At 74.9% G+C, this 13,504-nt stretch carries 9 protein-coding genes and 1 pseudogene; 4 read left to right on the forward strand and 6 right to left on the reverse strand.

The features are described from left to right. Positions 1-12: 12 nt before the first annotated feature. From ABD981_RS34960 to ABD981_RS34970, 3 genes and pseudogenes are all read right to left on the reverse strand, one after another. A pseudogene (locus ABD981_RS34960) lies at positions 13-1,756 on the reverse strand (pyruvate dehydrogenase). A 27-nt stretch (positions 1,757-1,783) separates the two neighbouring features. Then, positions 1,784-3,019, reverse strand: coding sequence for a protein phosphatase 2C domain-containing protein (locus tag ABD981_RS34965; protein ID WP_046908394.1), 1,236 nt, complete (start codon positions 3,017-3,019; stop codon positions 1,784-1,786). A gap of 132 nt (positions 3,020-3,151) precedes the next feature. Next, complete coding sequence (locus tag ABD981_RS34970) at positions 3,152-6,928, reverse strand: S8 family peptidase (protein WP_046908393.1); 3,777 nt, start codon at positions 6,926-6,928, stop codon at positions 3,152-3,154. Between the two features lie 233 nt (positions 6,929-7,161). Between ABD981_RS34970 and ABD981_RS34975 the strand changes: the two genes are divergently transcribed. The 3 genes from ABD981_RS34975 (at position 7,162) to ABD981_RS34985 (ending at position 9,236) form a co-directional block, all read left to right on the forward strand. Then, complete coding sequence (locus ABD981_RS34975) at positions 7,162-8,145, forward strand: helix-turn-helix transcriptional regulator (RefSeq protein WP_046908392.1); 984 nt, start codon at positions 7,162-7,164, stop codon at positions 8,143-8,145. A 119-nt stretch (positions 8,146-8,264) separates the two neighbouring features. Continuing rightward, positions 8,265-8,699: a hypothetical protein gene (locus ABD981_RS34980; protein ID WP_046908391.1), complete on the forward strand. Its 435-nt coding sequence runs from the start codon at positions 8,265-8,267 to the stop codon at positions 8,697-8,699. A 54-nt stretch (positions 8,700-8,753) separates the two neighbouring features. Further along, positions 8,754-9,236: a DUF456 domain-containing protein gene (locus tag ABD981_RS34985; protein WP_046908390.1), complete on the forward strand. Its 483-nt coding sequence runs from the start codon at positions 8,754-8,756 to the stop codon at positions 9,234-9,236. A 61-nt stretch (positions 9,237-9,297) separates the two neighbouring features. Here ABD981_RS34985 and ABD981_RS34990 read toward each other — a convergent pair whose 3' ends face one another. Both ABD981_RS34990 and rsgA read right to left on the reverse strand, forming a co-directional pair. Next, entirely contained in the window at positions 9,298-10,671 is a 1,374-nt protein-coding gene (locus ABD981_RS34990; protein ID WP_046908389.1) for a bifunctional transcriptional activator/DNA repair enzyme AdaA, read from the reverse strand. A 79-nt stretch (positions 10,672-10,750) separates the two neighbouring features. Further along, positions 10,751-11,935 carry a ribosome small subunit-dependent GTPase A gene (gene rsgA / locus ABD981_RS34995; RefSeq protein WP_046908388.1) on the reverse strand — a complete coding sequence of 395 codons (1,185 nt, stop codon included), beginning with the start codon at positions 11,933-11,935 and terminating at the stop codon, positions 10,751-10,753. Between the two features lie 393 nt (positions 11,936-12,328). On the opposite strand from rsgA, the gene ABD981_RS35000 reads away from it, so the two are divergent. Beyond that, positions 12,329-12,784, forward strand: a complete 456-nt coding sequence (locus ABD981_RS35000; RefSeq protein WP_046908421.1) for a VOC family protein — start codon at positions 12,329-12,331, stop codon at positions 12,782-12,784. Here the strand turns inward: ABD981_RS35000 and ABD981_RS35005 are convergent. Continuing rightward, positions 12,718-13,455, reverse strand: a complete 738-nt coding sequence (locus tag ABD981_RS35005) for a helix-turn-helix domain-containing protein (RefSeq protein ID WP_046908387.1) — start codon at positions 13,453-13,455, stop codon at positions 12,718-12,720. The two genes, ABD981_RS35000 and ABD981_RS35005, sit on opposite strands and share 67 nt — an antisense overlap. Positions 13,456-13,504: the final 49 nt, after the last annotated feature.

Consider the following 13,504-nt stretch of genomic DNA (forward strand, 5'->3'; position numbering starts at 1 on the left):
TGCGGCGGACCGTCAGGGGCGGGGCACGTTGCGCAGGTTGGATCGGGCCATCTGGAGCATGCGGCCCACGCCCCCGTCGAGGACGATCTTGCTGGCGGAGAGGGCGAAGCCGGTCACCATCTCGGCGCTGATCTTCGGCGGGATGGAGAGCGCGTTGGGGTCGGTGACGACGTCCACGAGTGCCGGGCCCTTGTGCTTGAAGGCGTCCTTGAGGGCGCCCGCGAGCTGTTTGGGCTTCTCCACGCGCACGCCGTAGGCACCGGCCGCGCGGGCGATGGCGGCGAAGTCGGGGTTCTTGTTGGTGGTTCCGTACGAGGGGAGTCCGGCCACGAGCATCTCCAGCTCGACCATGCCGAGCGAGGAGTTGTCGAAGACGATCACCTTCACCGGCAGGTCGTACTGGACCAGGGTGAGGAAGTCGCCCATCAGCATGGAGAAGCCGCCGTCGCCGGACATCGAGACGACCTGGCGGTTCCGGTCGGTGAACTGGGCGCCGATCGCCTGCGGCAGGGCGTTGGCCATGGAGCCGTGGCTGAAGGAGCCGATGATGCGGCGGCGCCCGTTGGGCGAGAGGTAGCGGGCGGCCCAGACGTTGCACATGCCGGTGTCGACGGTGAACACGGCGTCGTCGTCGGCGAGTTCGTCGAGCACGGAGGCGACGTACTCGGGGTGGATCGGGACGTGCTTCTCCACCTTGCGGGTGTACGCCTTGACCACGCCCTCCAGCGCGTCGGCGTGCTTCTTCAGCATCTTGTCCAGGAAGCGGCGGTCCGTCTTGGCCCGGACGCGCGGGGTGATGCAGCGCAGGGTCTCGCGGACGTCCCCCCCAGACGGCGAGGTCCAGCCGGGAGCGGCGGCCGAGGCGCTCGGGCCGCACGTCGACCTGGACGATCCTGACGTCGTCGGGCAGGAAGGCGTTGTACGGGAAGTCGGTGCCGAGCAGGATCAGCAGGTCGCATTCGTGGGTGGCCTCGTAGGCGGCGCCGTAGCCGAGCAGTCCGCTCATGCCGACGTCGTACGGGTTGTCGTACTGGATCCATTCCTTGCCGCGCAGCGCGTGTCCGACGGGCGACTTCACCCGCTCGGCGAACTGCATCACCTCGCCGTGCGCGCCGGCGGTGCCGCTGCCGCAGAACAGCGTCACCCGTTCGGCGGAGTCGATCATCCGGACGAGGGCGTCGATCTCGGCGTCGCCGGGGCGGACGGTGGGCCGGGAGGTGACCAGGGCGGTCTCCAGGGCCTTCTCCGGGGCGGGTTCGGAGGCGATGTCGCCGGGCAGCGAGACCACGCTGACGCCGCTCTGGCCGACCGCGTGCTGGATCGCGGTGTGCAGCAGCCGGGGCATCTGCTTCGGGTTCGAGATCAGCTCGCTGTAGTGGCTGCACTCGCGGAACAGTTGGTCCGGATGGGTCTCCTGGAAGTAGCCGAGGCCGATCTCGCTGGAGGGGATGTGGGAGGCCAGCGCGAGGACCGGGGCCATGGAGCGGTGGGCGTCGTACAGGCCGTTGATGAGGTGCAGGTTGCCGGGGCCGCAGGAGCCCGCGCAGGCGGCCAGTCTGCCGGTGACCTGGGCCTCGGCGCCGGCCGCGAAGGCGGCGACCTCCTCGTGCCGCACCTGGATCCAGTCGATGGCGGAGTTGCGGCGGATCGCGTCGACGACCGGGTTCAGGCTGTCGCCGACCACTCCGTAGAGGCGCTGGACGCCCGCGCGGACGAGGATGTCGACGAACTGTTCTGCGACATTCTGTTTGGCCATGGGTCCATCAACCCACGGCCGGGGAGGTTACGCCTCCCAGACGGCCACCCCCGTACGGTCGTCGGCGTAGCCGGTGACGCGCAGCTGGGTGTCGGCGAGGAAGGCGGCGAGCCCGGGCGCTTCGGCGCCGGCCCAGCGGGCGGCGAGCTCGCGGGCGAGGGCGGGTTCGCCGCGCAGCGGCTCGGCCAGGCCGGGGGAGGCCAGCAGCAGCGTGTCCCCGGGGCGGGCGACGGAGGCGCGGAAGCGGAAGGGTTCGGCGGGGGGCGGGGGCTCCTCCACGAGCGGGCCGGGGGCGGTCGTGATGCCCAGGTCCATGGTGAGGCGGTCGCCCTCCTCGGTGGCCTCGGGGGGCGCCGGGGGCGGGGAGCCGAAGCCGACGACGGGTGCGCCCGCGGTGGTCTCCGGGAGGAGCGGCTCGATGTCCTGCCAGGCGCCGTCGCGCAGCCGGAAGAGGCCGCCGGTGCCGATGCCGAAGAAGATCCGGGTGCGGCAGCCGGGGTCGGCGGAGAGCAGCAGGCAGCGCAGGCCGGCCGTGTACTCCTCGGGTTCGAGGCCGCGCTCGGCGGCCCGGGTGCGGAGCCGGCCGTAGGTGCGGTCGGTGAGCCGGTGGAGGCCCGACTTGAGGTCGCCGCGGCGGCCGGAGCGGATGTCCTCGGAGAGCCGGGCGTGGCTGCGGCCGACGGATTCGGCGATCCAGTGGCATACGTCGGCGGCGGCCAGGTGGGCGTGCTCGGCGGCGCGCCGGCCGGCGGCGACGGCGACGAGGACGAGGGCGGCCTCGTCCTGGCCGAAGCGGGCGGTGAGCAGGGCGTCGCGACGGGGTTCGCCGCGGAAGCGGGCGGAGTCGCCGCGGACGGAGGCGGCGCGCAGGGTGTAGGCGCCGTAGCGGGCCCCGTCGAGCACGGTGTCGGCGACGAGCGCGTCGAGCTCCCCGGGCAGGGCCGCGGGCAGGGCGGTGGGTTCGGCGTCGTAGGTCGGCGGCCGGTTCCCGACGTGTCCGGTACGGGGGCGGGGCGCGGGGACCTGGAGGGTGGGGGCGGGCTGCTCCGCGGGGGGCGGGTCCTCCGCGGGCGCCCGTTCCGCGGGCGGCGGGGGCGGCGGGGCCCCGTCGGCCACGGGGGCCTCGGGCGGCCTGTCCAGGGTCGTGGTCCTGGACGCGGAGTCGAAGCGGTCGTCAAGGCTGTCGGGCGTCGGGACGGGCCCGGCGTCCGGGGCCGCCGCGTCGTAGAGCTTGTCCCACCAGTTGTCCCCCTGCTGAGTCATGCCCTTATTGTCCACCGCACAGGCCGTCAGAAAACGGGACATCCGGAAATGTGTCGCGGAAGTCGGATGGAATGAATGGTCCGCCGGGCGACCCCACCCCCCACGGGAAGGACGCCCGGCGGACCGGCGTGATCAGCGCACGTCGTAAGCGCGGACCACGGTCTGGGTGACGGAGTTGCCCTTGGCGTCCGTCAGTTGGGTCTTCAGGGTGACCTGCCTGCCGGCCGCGCCCGCGTGGTTCACGGTCGCGGTCCAGCCGCCGCCCTGCTGGGAGACCCGGGCCGCGGTCCAGGTCTCGCCCCCGTCGTAGGAGTACGAGAGCGTGGCCGAGGTGAGGGCCGCGGGAGTGTAACCCGCGTGACCCGTGACGCCGAGGCCGATCCGCTGGCCGTCCGTCGCGGCGAGGGTCTTGAGTCCGTCCTCCGGAAGGTCGTACCGGGGGAAGAGAATCGGGATGCCCTGAGAATAGACGCTCTCGTCGAGCTTGGAGGTGAATTTCCACACCGAGTTGACGGATGTGGAGCGGGCCCACACCTTGCTGCCGATCTTCATGGTGTTCTGCTCGAGCGTGTACGTGCCGGGCTCGGACGGGACCTCGAAGACTCCGGACGGCCAGCCGGTCTCACCGATCGGCTCGCCGTCCCTGCTCAGGCGGAGGTTGCCGATGTCGCCGAAGGAGCCGGGCTCGGCGTGGTGGGTGGAGTCGCCCCACATGGCGTCGGCGAATCCGATGAGGTCGCCCTGGCGCTCGGCGACGAGGACCGGCTTGCCGGCCGCGTCGCGCGGGGCGGTGGGGGCGATGACGCCGTCGTACCAGCGCTCGGTGCGCCGCTCGCCGGGGGTGTAGGCGTGCGGGGTGCCGACCATGAGCTCGCCGAACGGGAAGCTGCTGCCGACCAGCTGCCGCCAGGCCGTGTCGCCCGCGGTGTGGTACTCGGTGCGGGTGCCGGGGGCCGGGACGGTCTCCAGCGAGCCGAAGGAGACGGAGGTGCCGTCGGGACGGTGGGCGGTGGCGAACTCCATGAAGTCGGTGGCGATGCCGGCCGAGCCGTAGCGGGAGTCCGTGCGGCCCAGGGCGCGGTCCCGCACCCGGTAGCTCCGGTCGTCGTGGACCGGGCGGGTCTCCGGGAAGGCGAGGTTGTAGAGGTAGGGGCTCTTCGCGGTGGCCTTCCAGGAGAGGGTGACCTCGCCGCGGGACAGCTTGCCGAGCAGGGCGACCGCCTCGTCGGCGGGGACGGAGAGGACCGGCAGGCCGAGGCCGGTGAACGCGCCGCCGGGGTACCAGCGGCCGGCGGCCTGGTGGTACGTGACCACGGCGACGGCTCCGGCCGCCTTGGCGTTGCGGGCGAGGGCGCCCGCGTTGGTGCTGTCGTCGGGGAGGCGGACCAGGGCGATCCGGCCCCGCACTCCGGCGGCCGCGAGCTCGGCGGGGGTGCCGGTGCCCGCGTCGACGAGGCGGGCGGAGCCGGTCCCGTCGAGGTTGTCGGAGGCGAGGGAGCCGGTCAGCGGGTGCAGTCGCGTCCCGTCGCCGGTGGCGAGGCGCTCGATCTGCGGGGCGGCGGCGCGCCAGTAGCTGCCGAACTCGAAGTCGCCGTCGTCGGCGCGGCCCTCGACGGAGGCGTAGTAGCCGCGGACGGTGCGCGGTCCGGCGGCGGTGCCGGCGTGCAGCCAGGTGTCGTCCCAGGAGCGGGCGAACGCGAGGGTGGCGCCCCGGAGTTCGGACGGCTTGTCGGTGCGGACCGAGAGCCGGTGGGCCCGGCGGGCGTCGAGGACGACGGTGGTGTCCTTCCTCAGCTCCAGCTGCGGGCGGGCCAGGTAGCTGATCGAGTCGGTCAGCGTCGCGCCCTCGCCCGGGTCGGGGGTGGTGACGAAGGAGGAGAGGAAGTAGCTGCCGGCGCGCAGCCGGTAGACCTGGTCGGCGGAGCCCTGGTTGAAGCGGCGGGAGCCGGTGGCGTCGTCGGTGCCGATGACGTCGACGGAGGAGGCGCCGTCGGCGGGCGCGCCCCGGCGGTCGATCAGCTTGACGCGCAGGGTGAGGGTCTCGGGCTCGACGTACAGCGCGAACGGGGTGGAGACGTGGACCCCGCCGCGGGTGGTGGCGACCACCCGTCCGGTGACGTCGCCGTACTGGGCGCGGTCCAGGTGGGCGGAGGGGTCGATGCGGAGCGGGACCTCGACGGTGGCGCCGGCCGGGACGGTGACGGTGCGCGCGCCGAGCCCGGCGACGGAGGACCGGACGGCGGAGCCGTCGTTGCCGGTGAGCTTCTCGACGGCGAGGGAGAGGGTGACGGGCCGGTCGCCGGTGTTGGTGTAGGGCACGGCGACGGTGGTGCGGTCGCTGCGGTCCTGCGGCCAGGCGAAGGTGCCGCCCTGGACGGCGGGGGCGGAGAGGACGGTCTGGTCGACGGCGGCCTTGACGTCGAGGCGGCCGCCGCCGACCTCGCGGGCGTCGCCGGGGACGCCGCTGTCGGCGGAGGAGACCAGGGCGGCCTTGATCTGCTGGGCGGTCCAGTCGGGGTGGCGCTGCTTGACGATGGCGGCGGCGCCCGCGACGTGCGGGGTGGCCATCGAGGTGCCGGACATCGACTGGTAGGCGTACACGCCGCGGCCGCCGGCCGCGGCCGCGGAGATGCCGACGCCGGGGGCGGCGATCTCCGGCTTGAGGGTGTGGCCCGTGTCGGAGGCGGGGCCGCGGCTGGAGAAGTACGCGGTGGAGTCGTCGCGGTCGGTGGCGCCGACGGTGAGGACGCTCGGCGCGCAGCCGGGCGAGGAGACGGTGTTGTTGCCGGGTCCGGAGTTTCCGGCGGCGATGACGAACAACGTGCCCTTGTTCTGGGCGAGTTGCTCGGCGGCGACGCTCATCGGGTCGGTGCAGTCGGTCTCGGAGGGGTTGCCGAGGCTCATGGAGACGACGTCGGCGCCCTGGGCGACGGCCCACTCCATGCCGGCGATGATCCACGAAGTGGCGCCGGAGCCGGAGTCGTTGAGGACCTTGCCGTTGAGGAGGGCGGCGCCGGGCGCGACGCCCTTCTTCCTGCCGCCGCTGGCGGCGCCGGAGCCGCCGACGGTGGAGATGGTGTGGGTGCCGTGGCCCTGGCGGTCGTCGGCGCCGGCGGAGTCGGTGAAGTTCTCCGCGGCGATGATCCGGCCCTTGAGGTCGGGGTGTTCGGCGTCGGCGCCGGTGTCGAGGACGGCGACCTTGGTGCCGGTGCCGTCGTAGCCGGCGGCCCAGGCCTCGGGGGCGTGCACCTGGGCGGTGGAACGCTCCAGGGTGGCCTGGACCTTGCGGTCCAGCCACAGCTTCTTGAGGCCGCCGGCCGAGCGCGCGGCGGCGGGGGCGGTGACGTCGGCCCAGAAGGTGGCGGCCTGCTTCTTGTCGGCCTTGAGGGCGACGGCGTCGACGGTCTTCAGGACCTGGCCGCGGGTGGCGCCGCGCGGGGCGGCGGGGAGGGCGCGGGCGGTGGCCAGATCGGTGCCGTAGACGGCGATCAGCGGCAGGGTGGCGGAGCCGGCGTCGTCGTAGCCCTGGCGGACGAGGCCGGTGACGTTGAAGAGCTCCTCGTCGACCCGGCCGGCGGCGAGCGCGGCGGTGGCGCCCTCGGGGTAGACGTACAGGTCCTGGCCGGAGCGGCGGGTCTGGACGAGCGGCAGGGTGCCGTCCTCGCGGGGCAGCGCGGTGGCGGCCGGGTTGCCCTCGGCGTCCCGGGTGACCAGCACCCGGTCGCCGGTCACCAGGGTGACGGTGGCGGGCCGCTGCCCGCCCCGGGCGGCGGTCTCGCTGCCGACCAGCGGTCGCTTGCCGGTCGCCTGGGCGTCCTGCGGCGCTGCGGCCGCGGACGCCGCGACCGCGGTGACGGCCAGGACGGCGGCGGTCGCCGCCCCCAGGGCCGTACGCGAAATCGGGCGCATCGCTCTCCCCATCTGATTCCGGGCATGAGGGCATAAAAGCCCTATGTCCAGAGGCTGTTGGTGCTGCGGTGGCGCCACATTGGCAGAGGTGAGGGAGGTGCAGGCAGGATGGGCGAGGCGGGAATGCGCCGTGGCCGTTTCCCGCCATTGCACCAACGGAACGAACGCGTCCGGTGGGCGTCCCGGGAATGTCCGGGTCGTCCGGGGACGTCCGGTGAGGGGTGGGGTCAGGGATGCTGGGTGCGATAGGTCTCGACGAACGGCAGGAGTCCGCCTACCGCGCGCTCGTCGCGCTGGGAGCGGCGGAGGTCTCCGATCTCGCGCACCGGCTCGCGCTGCCGGAGCAGGACACCGAGCGGGCGCTGCGCCGGCTGGAGTCTCAGGGCCTGGCCGCTCAGTCCTCGGCGCGCACCGGCCGCTGGGTCGCCGCGCCGCCCGGGGTGGCCCTCGGCGCGCTGCTCACCCAGCAGCGGCACGAGCTGGAGCAGGCGGAGCTGGCGGCGGCGCTGCTCGCGCAGGAGTACCGCGCCGAGGCGACCGAGCCCGCCGTGCACGACCTGGTCGAGGTGGTCACCGGCGCCGGGGCCGTCACCCACCGCTTCCTGCAGCTCCAGCTCGGCGCGACGGAGGAGGTCTGCGCCCTGGTGACGGGCAAGCCGATCGCCGTGTCCGGCATGGAGAACGACGCCGAGGCGCAGGCCGCGGAGCGGGGCGTGCGCTACCGGGTGGTCATCGAGCGCGAGGTGCTGACGCTGCCCTCGGGGCTGATCGAGCTGTCGGCGGCGCTCGGCCGCGAGGAGCGGATCCGGATCGTGGACCGGGTGCCGACCAAGCTGGTGGTCGCGGACCGCTCGCTGGCCATGGTCCCGCTCACCGGCCGCGGCGCGGAGCCGGCGGCGCTGGTGGTGCACGCGAGCGGTCTGCTGGAGTCGCTGATGGGCCTCTTCGAGTCGGTGTGGCGCGAGGCCCTGCCGCTGCGGCTGGGCGCCGGGGCGCTGGTGACGGAGGACGAGACGCCGGGCCCGGACCCGACGGACCTGGAGATCCTCTCGCTGCTGCTGGCCGGGATGACCGACGCGAGCGTGGCGAAGCAGCTGGAGCTGGGCCTGCGGACGGTGCAGCGGCGGGTGAAGGGCCTGATGGAGCTGACCGGGGTGACGACCCGGCTGCAGCTGGGCTGGCACGCGTACGAGAAGGGGTGGGTGGCCCGGCGGTAGCAGCGGGGCCGGTGGCGGGGGCCGCGGTCCGGGGCGGGTCGGGGCCGGTGGCGGGCGTCCCGAAGGGTGGCCGTAAGGTGGCGGCCGATTTCCGCCTCTCCCCTGCCCAGGAGCACCCCATGAACGGAAGGCGCCGCCGCGCCCTGCTGGCCACCGTCACCCCGATGCTGGAGCCCGGGGAGCGGGTGGAGGTGACCTCGCTCGTCAATCTGAGCTCGGTGTCGGTGCGCCGGACGGCGGCGTTCGGGGTCGCCTCGGCGATCGCGAGCGGCGGGGCGCTGGCCGTGGTGCCGGTGCCGGTGCCGATGTACCTGGCGATGACCGACCGGCGGATCCTGATCTTCCAGGCCGACCCGACCTTCGCGAAGCCGGTGGCGCACACCATGACGATCCAGCGGGCCCATCTCTTCCGTTCGGAGGTCAGGGAGCGGATCCTCAACTCGTCCTTCGTGCTCTCCTCGCCGTACAGCGAGACCTCCCTGAAGGTCGTCTTCCCGCTGATCGACCGGAAGGCGCGCGATCTGGTCGCCGCGGCGATACCCGTCGCCGGCTGACCCGTACGTAGCGCGCGACCTGCGGGAACGCGCGGATTCCGGCACCCTTGGCAGATGGGTGTGTGGCAGCTCCTGCTGATCGCGATGGTGATGCTGCTCGGACTGTTCGGGGTGCTGACGCCCGGCGTGCCGGGGACGTGGCTGGTGTGGGCGGCCGTGCTCTGGTGGTCGCTCCACGAGCAGACCGGGCTCGCCTGGATCCTCCTGGTCTCCTCGACGGGCCTGCTGCTCCTCACCCAGGTGGTCGTATGGCAGCTGCCGCCCCGCCGCTTCCGGGGCGTCGGCATCACCCGGCGGATGGTCGCGTACGCGGGGGTGGGCGCGGTCCTGGGCTTCCTGCTGATCCCGGTGATCGGCGCGGTCCCCGGGTTCGTCGGCGGGGTCTACCTGTCCGAGCGGCTGCGCCTCGGGGGCCACGGCCAGGCCCGGGCGGCCACCCGCGCGGTGATGCGGGCGGCGGGGACGAGCGTCCTGGTCGAGCTCTTCGCGTGCCTGCTGATCGTGGGGGCCTGGGCCGGGGCGGTGATCTGGGGCTGAGGCGGGCGGCCCTCCTCCGGCCCCGGCCCGCCGGGCGCCGGCCCCTCGGCCCCCGGACTCCTCAGCCGGCCACCCGCAGGTAGCGGGCCGCGTACGAGCGCCAGGGCCGCCATTCCGGGCGGTCCGGGAGCCCTTCCGGGGCCACGTCGGGGTCGCCGAGGGCGCGGGTGCGGACGACGGCGGCGGCCCGGGCGGTCAGGCCCGGGACGGCGGCCAGGGCGACGGCGGTGGCGGCGCGGTCGGCGCCCGGGTCGAGGCGGACGGTGCCGTCGGCCAGGGCGCGGGCCAGCGGGCCCGCGACCGGGTCGGCGGTGAGGGCGGCGGGCTCGGGGAAGACGTGGGTGAGGCTGCCGCAGGGCGTCTCCAGCGGGGTGCCGTGCGCCACGACCAGGCGCGCGGCCCGTTCCGGGCCGACGAGGGTCCGCACCGCGAACTCCTCCGGCTCGGCCGTGCCCGGCGAGCGGACGCCCGGCCGGGCCGCGACCTCCGCGGCGAGGGCGGGGTCGGCGCCGAGGCGTTCGGCGACGGCGTACGGGTCGGCGTCCAGGTCGAGGAGCCGGCGCAGCCGCTGTACGGCGGTGGTGAGGTCGCGCAGCTCGGTGAGGTGGATGCGGGCCTCCAGCCAGCGGCCCGGAGAGCGTTCGTCGACGGAGACGATCCCGGTGCCGTACGGGAGGCGCAGGGTGCGCCGGTAGGTGCGGGCGCCGGGCGTCCCGACGACCTCCTCGACGCCGGGCAGGGCCTCGGCGGCCAGCAGGTCGAAGACCTCGCCCGCGGCGTACGGGCCCCGGTGGGCCAGCCGCAGCGGCACCCCGGCGGCGAGGGCGGTGCGCGGCCCGGCGCCGGTGCCGGACTCCTCGCGCAGCTGGGTCGGGGTGCGGGCGTAGATGGCGCGGATGGTGTCGTTGAACTGGCGGACGCTGGCGAACCCGGCCGCGAAGGCGATCTCGGTGACGGGCAGGCCGGTGGTCTGCAGGAGCAGGCGCGCGGTGTGGGCGCGCTGGGCGCGGGCCAGGGCGACGGGTCCGGCGCCGAGCTCGGCGGTGAGCTGGCGCTGCACCTGCCGGGCGCTGTAGCCGAGCCGTGCGGCGAGACCGGGCACGCCCTCGCGGTCGACGACGCCGTCGCCGATCAGGCGGACGGCGCGCCCGACGACGTCGGCCCGGACGTTCCACTCGGCGGAGCCGGGCACGGCGTCGGGGCGGCAGCGGCGGCAGGCCCGGAAGCCGTGGCCCTGGGCGGCCGCGGCGGTGGGGTGGAAGCTGACGTTGCGCCGCTTGGGGGTGACGGCGGGGCAGCTGGGGCGGCAGTAGATGCCGGTGGTGGCGACGGCGAAGAAGAACACGCCGTCGAAACGGGCGTCGCGGCTGCTGACCGCCTCGTAGCGGGTGTCCTCGTCGGTGCCCCCGGGCGGGGGCGTGAGCGTCTCCGTCATGGGTTCCAGTGTGCGGGAGCGCCCCGGGCCCGGCTGGCGGTTTTCGGACGCCGAGCCGGGCCGGGGTGCGGGGGGGGGCCTACCGGAAGCGGCCGCGCTTGGCGTCCATGGCCGCCCGGCCCTCGGCGCCCTTGCGCTTCCAGTCCTTCAGCATCTCGGTGCGCAGGCGGGCGTCGGTCTTGGCGGCGAGCCGCTGGTTCTCGCGGAGCAGCTTGCGGTAGCTGTCCAGGCGCCGCTCGGGCAGCGTGCCGTCCTCGATGGCTGCGGTGACGGCGCAGCCGGGCTCCGTCTCGTGGGCGCAGTCCGGGAAGCGGCAGCCGGCGCCCAGCTCCTCGATCTCGCTGAAGACCTGGCCGACGCCCGCCTCCGCGTCCCAGAGGCCGACGCCGCGCAGTCCGGGCGTGTCGATGAGCACGCCGCCGCCGGGCAGCACCAGCAGGTTGCGGGTGGTGGTGGTGTGGCGGCCCTTGCCGTCCACGTCGCGGGCGGCCTGGACCTCCATGACGTCCTGGCCGAGCAGCGTGTTGGCGAGGGTCGACTTCCCGGCGCCGGAGACGCCGAGCAGCACGCTCGTGCCGCCCGCGGCGACCGCGTGGAGCACGTCGAGCCCCTCGCCGGTCAGGGAGCTGACGGGCAGCACCTGGACGCCGGGGGCGACCGTCTCGACGTCCTCGACCAGGTACGAGAGTCCCACCGGGTCGGGCACCAGGTCGGCCTTGCTGAGGACGACGAGCGGCTGCGCGCCGGACTCCCAGGCCAGGGCGAGGAAGCGCTCGATGCGGCCGAGGTCGAGCTCGGCGGCGAGCGAGACCGTGATGATCGCGTGGTCGACGTTGGCGGCGAGGATCTGGCCCTCGGACCGCTTGGACGAGGTGGACCGGGCGAACGCGGTGCGGCGGGGCAGGCAGGCCCGTACGTAGCGGGGGTCGCCGGCGTCCTCGGGGTCGACGGCGGCCCAGTCGCCGGTGCAGATCACCCGCAGCGGGTCGTGCGGGGTGACGAAGGCGGTGTCGGCGCGGACGATTCCGGCCGCGGTGACGAGGTCGCACTGGCCTCGGTCGACCCGGACGACGCGGCCGGGCAGCAGACCCCGGGCGGCGTGGGGGGCGAACGCGGCGGCCCAGTCGTCGTCCCAGCCGTAGGCGCGCAGCGCGGACGGGTCGGCGGGGGCGGTGGAGTGCCCGTGACGCGCGGAGCGCGCGGAAGGAGAAGAGGAGGAAGAGGAGGAAGAGGAGGAGGAAGAGAGGGAAGACGGGAAAGACAAGGGGGACCCTTCACAGGGGTGGCCCCGGCGCCGCGCGTCACCGAGGGTGCGCGCGGCCGGTGAGAGACGTCAGCCGGTGGCCACGGAGGTGGTGTGGACGTGCATCTGGATGTGGGCGGCGCCCGTCGTGACGACAGCCATCGGTCACACCTCCTGGTCGTGATGGTCTCCTGACCGCGGTCTTCGCGGTCCGCTCACCGTAATGGAGCCCCGGTCCGGGGCGCCAAGCATTTTCCGGGCGGCCGTCCGCCGGTGAGGAACCCCGGCCGCCCGGCCGTCACCACGGACGGCCCGGTCCACCGCAGCGAGCGCCCGGGGAGCCCTCGGGAGCGCTCGGCCCCGGTGTCCGATCCGTACAAGACGGGCGGCCGGGGGCCGTCTACGTTCGTGGTCATGGACACCACGCGACCCACCCCCAGCCTCGACGTCATCGGCCTGGTCACCTCCGACATGGCCGCCTCGCTCGCCTTCTACCGGCTGCTCGGCCTGGACCTCCCGCCCGGCGCCGAGAACGCCCCGCACGTGGAACTGGCCCTGCCCGGGGGCGTGCGGGTGCTGTGGGACACGGAGGAGGTCGTCCGCTCCTACGATCCGGCCTGGACCCGCCCCTCCGGCGGCGAACGCGTCGCGCTCGCCTTCCGCTGCGCGGACCCGCGGGAGGTCGACGCGGTCTACGGGACGCTGACGGACGCCGGGCACCGCGGGCACCTCAAGCCCTGGGACGCCGTGTGGGGCCAGCGGTACGCGGTGGTGCTCGACCCGGACGGCACGGGGGTCTCGCTCTACGCGGACGCGGACGCGGCCCCCGACCCGGCGGCGGGCGCGGACCCGGCGGCCGACGTCGTGTAGTCCGTCAGGGTCGTCCCCGTCAGGGCCCGCATCTCGCGGGCCAGATGGGCTTGGTCGGTGCAGCCCGCCCGGTACGCCGCCGCCGCGTACGGCACCCCCGCCCGCACCAGGGCGAGCGCCCGCTGCAGCCGCAGGATCCGGGCCAGCGTCTTCGGCCCGTACCCGAAGGCCGCGAGCGAGCGCCGGTGCAGCTGCCGGGCGCCGAGCCCGACCGCGTCGGCGGCGGCCCCGACCGCCTCGCCCGACCGCAGCCGGGCGACGACGGCCCGCAGCAGCGGGTCGGGGGCCGGCGACCCCGCGGCCCGGCGCAGCACCAGCTCCTCCAGGGCGGCGGCCCGGTCGGCGGCCCCGGTCACCCCGTCGGCGAGCCGGCGGGCCTCCCGGGCGCCCCACAGCTCGGCGAGGTCGACCCGCAGGTCGCGCAGTCCGCTCGCCTCGACGCCGAGCACGCCGGGGGCCTCGCCGGGGGCGAAGCGCACGCCCGCGTAGTGGGCGGCGGGGCTCTCCGGGAGGTACGCGCGGGTGTCCGGGCCCGCGACCAGCAGCCGGCCGTCGGCCCAGATCAGGTCCATGCACCCGTCCGGCAGGACGGGACCGGACGCGTCGGCGGGGCCGGTGGCCCGGGTCCAGACGACCGCTCCGGCGAGCCGGGCGGGGCGCTCCTCGTACACCCCTCCAGGGTAGGGCCGGTCCGGCACTGACGCCGATCCGCTGACACGG

Source organism: Streptomyces showdoensis, assembly GCF_039535475.1.
Classification (GTDB): Bacteria; Actinomycetota; Actinomycetes; order Streptomycetales; family Streptomycetaceae; genus Streptomyces; species Streptomyces showdoensis.

What these genes read in the sequence shown, in the direction of transcription:
- ABD981_RS34965 (WP_046908394.1), bottom strand. Translation starts at nt 3,019, where the DNA reads ATGACTCAGCAGGGGGACAACTGGTGGGACAAGCTCTACGACGCGGCG.
- ABD981_RS34980 (WP_046908391.1), top strand. Translation starts at nt 8,265, where the DNA reads ATGAACGGAAGGCGCCGCCGCGCCCTGCTGGCCACCGTCACCCCGATG.
- ABD981_RS35000 (WP_046908421.1), top strand. Translation starts at nt 12,329, where the DNA reads ATGGACACCACGCGACCCACCCCCAGCCTCGACGTCATCGGCCTGGTC.
- ABD981_RS34990 (WP_046908389.1), bottom strand. Translation starts at nt 10,671, where the DNA reads ATGACGGAGACGCTCACGCCCCCGCCCGGGGGCACCGACGAGGACACC.
- ABD981_RS34975 (WP_046908392.1), top strand. Translation starts at nt 7,162, where the DNA reads ATGCTGGGTGCGATAGGTCTCGACGAACGGCAGGAGTCCGCCTACCGC.
- ABD981_RS34970 (WP_046908393.1), bottom strand. Translation starts at nt 6,928, where the DNA reads ATGCGCCCGATTTCGCGTACGGCCCTGGGGGCGGCGACCGCCGCCGTC.
- ABD981_RS34985 (WP_046908390.1), top strand. Translation starts at nt 8,754, where the DNA reads ATGGGTGTGTGGCAGCTCCTGCTGATCGCGATGGTGATGCTGCTCGGA.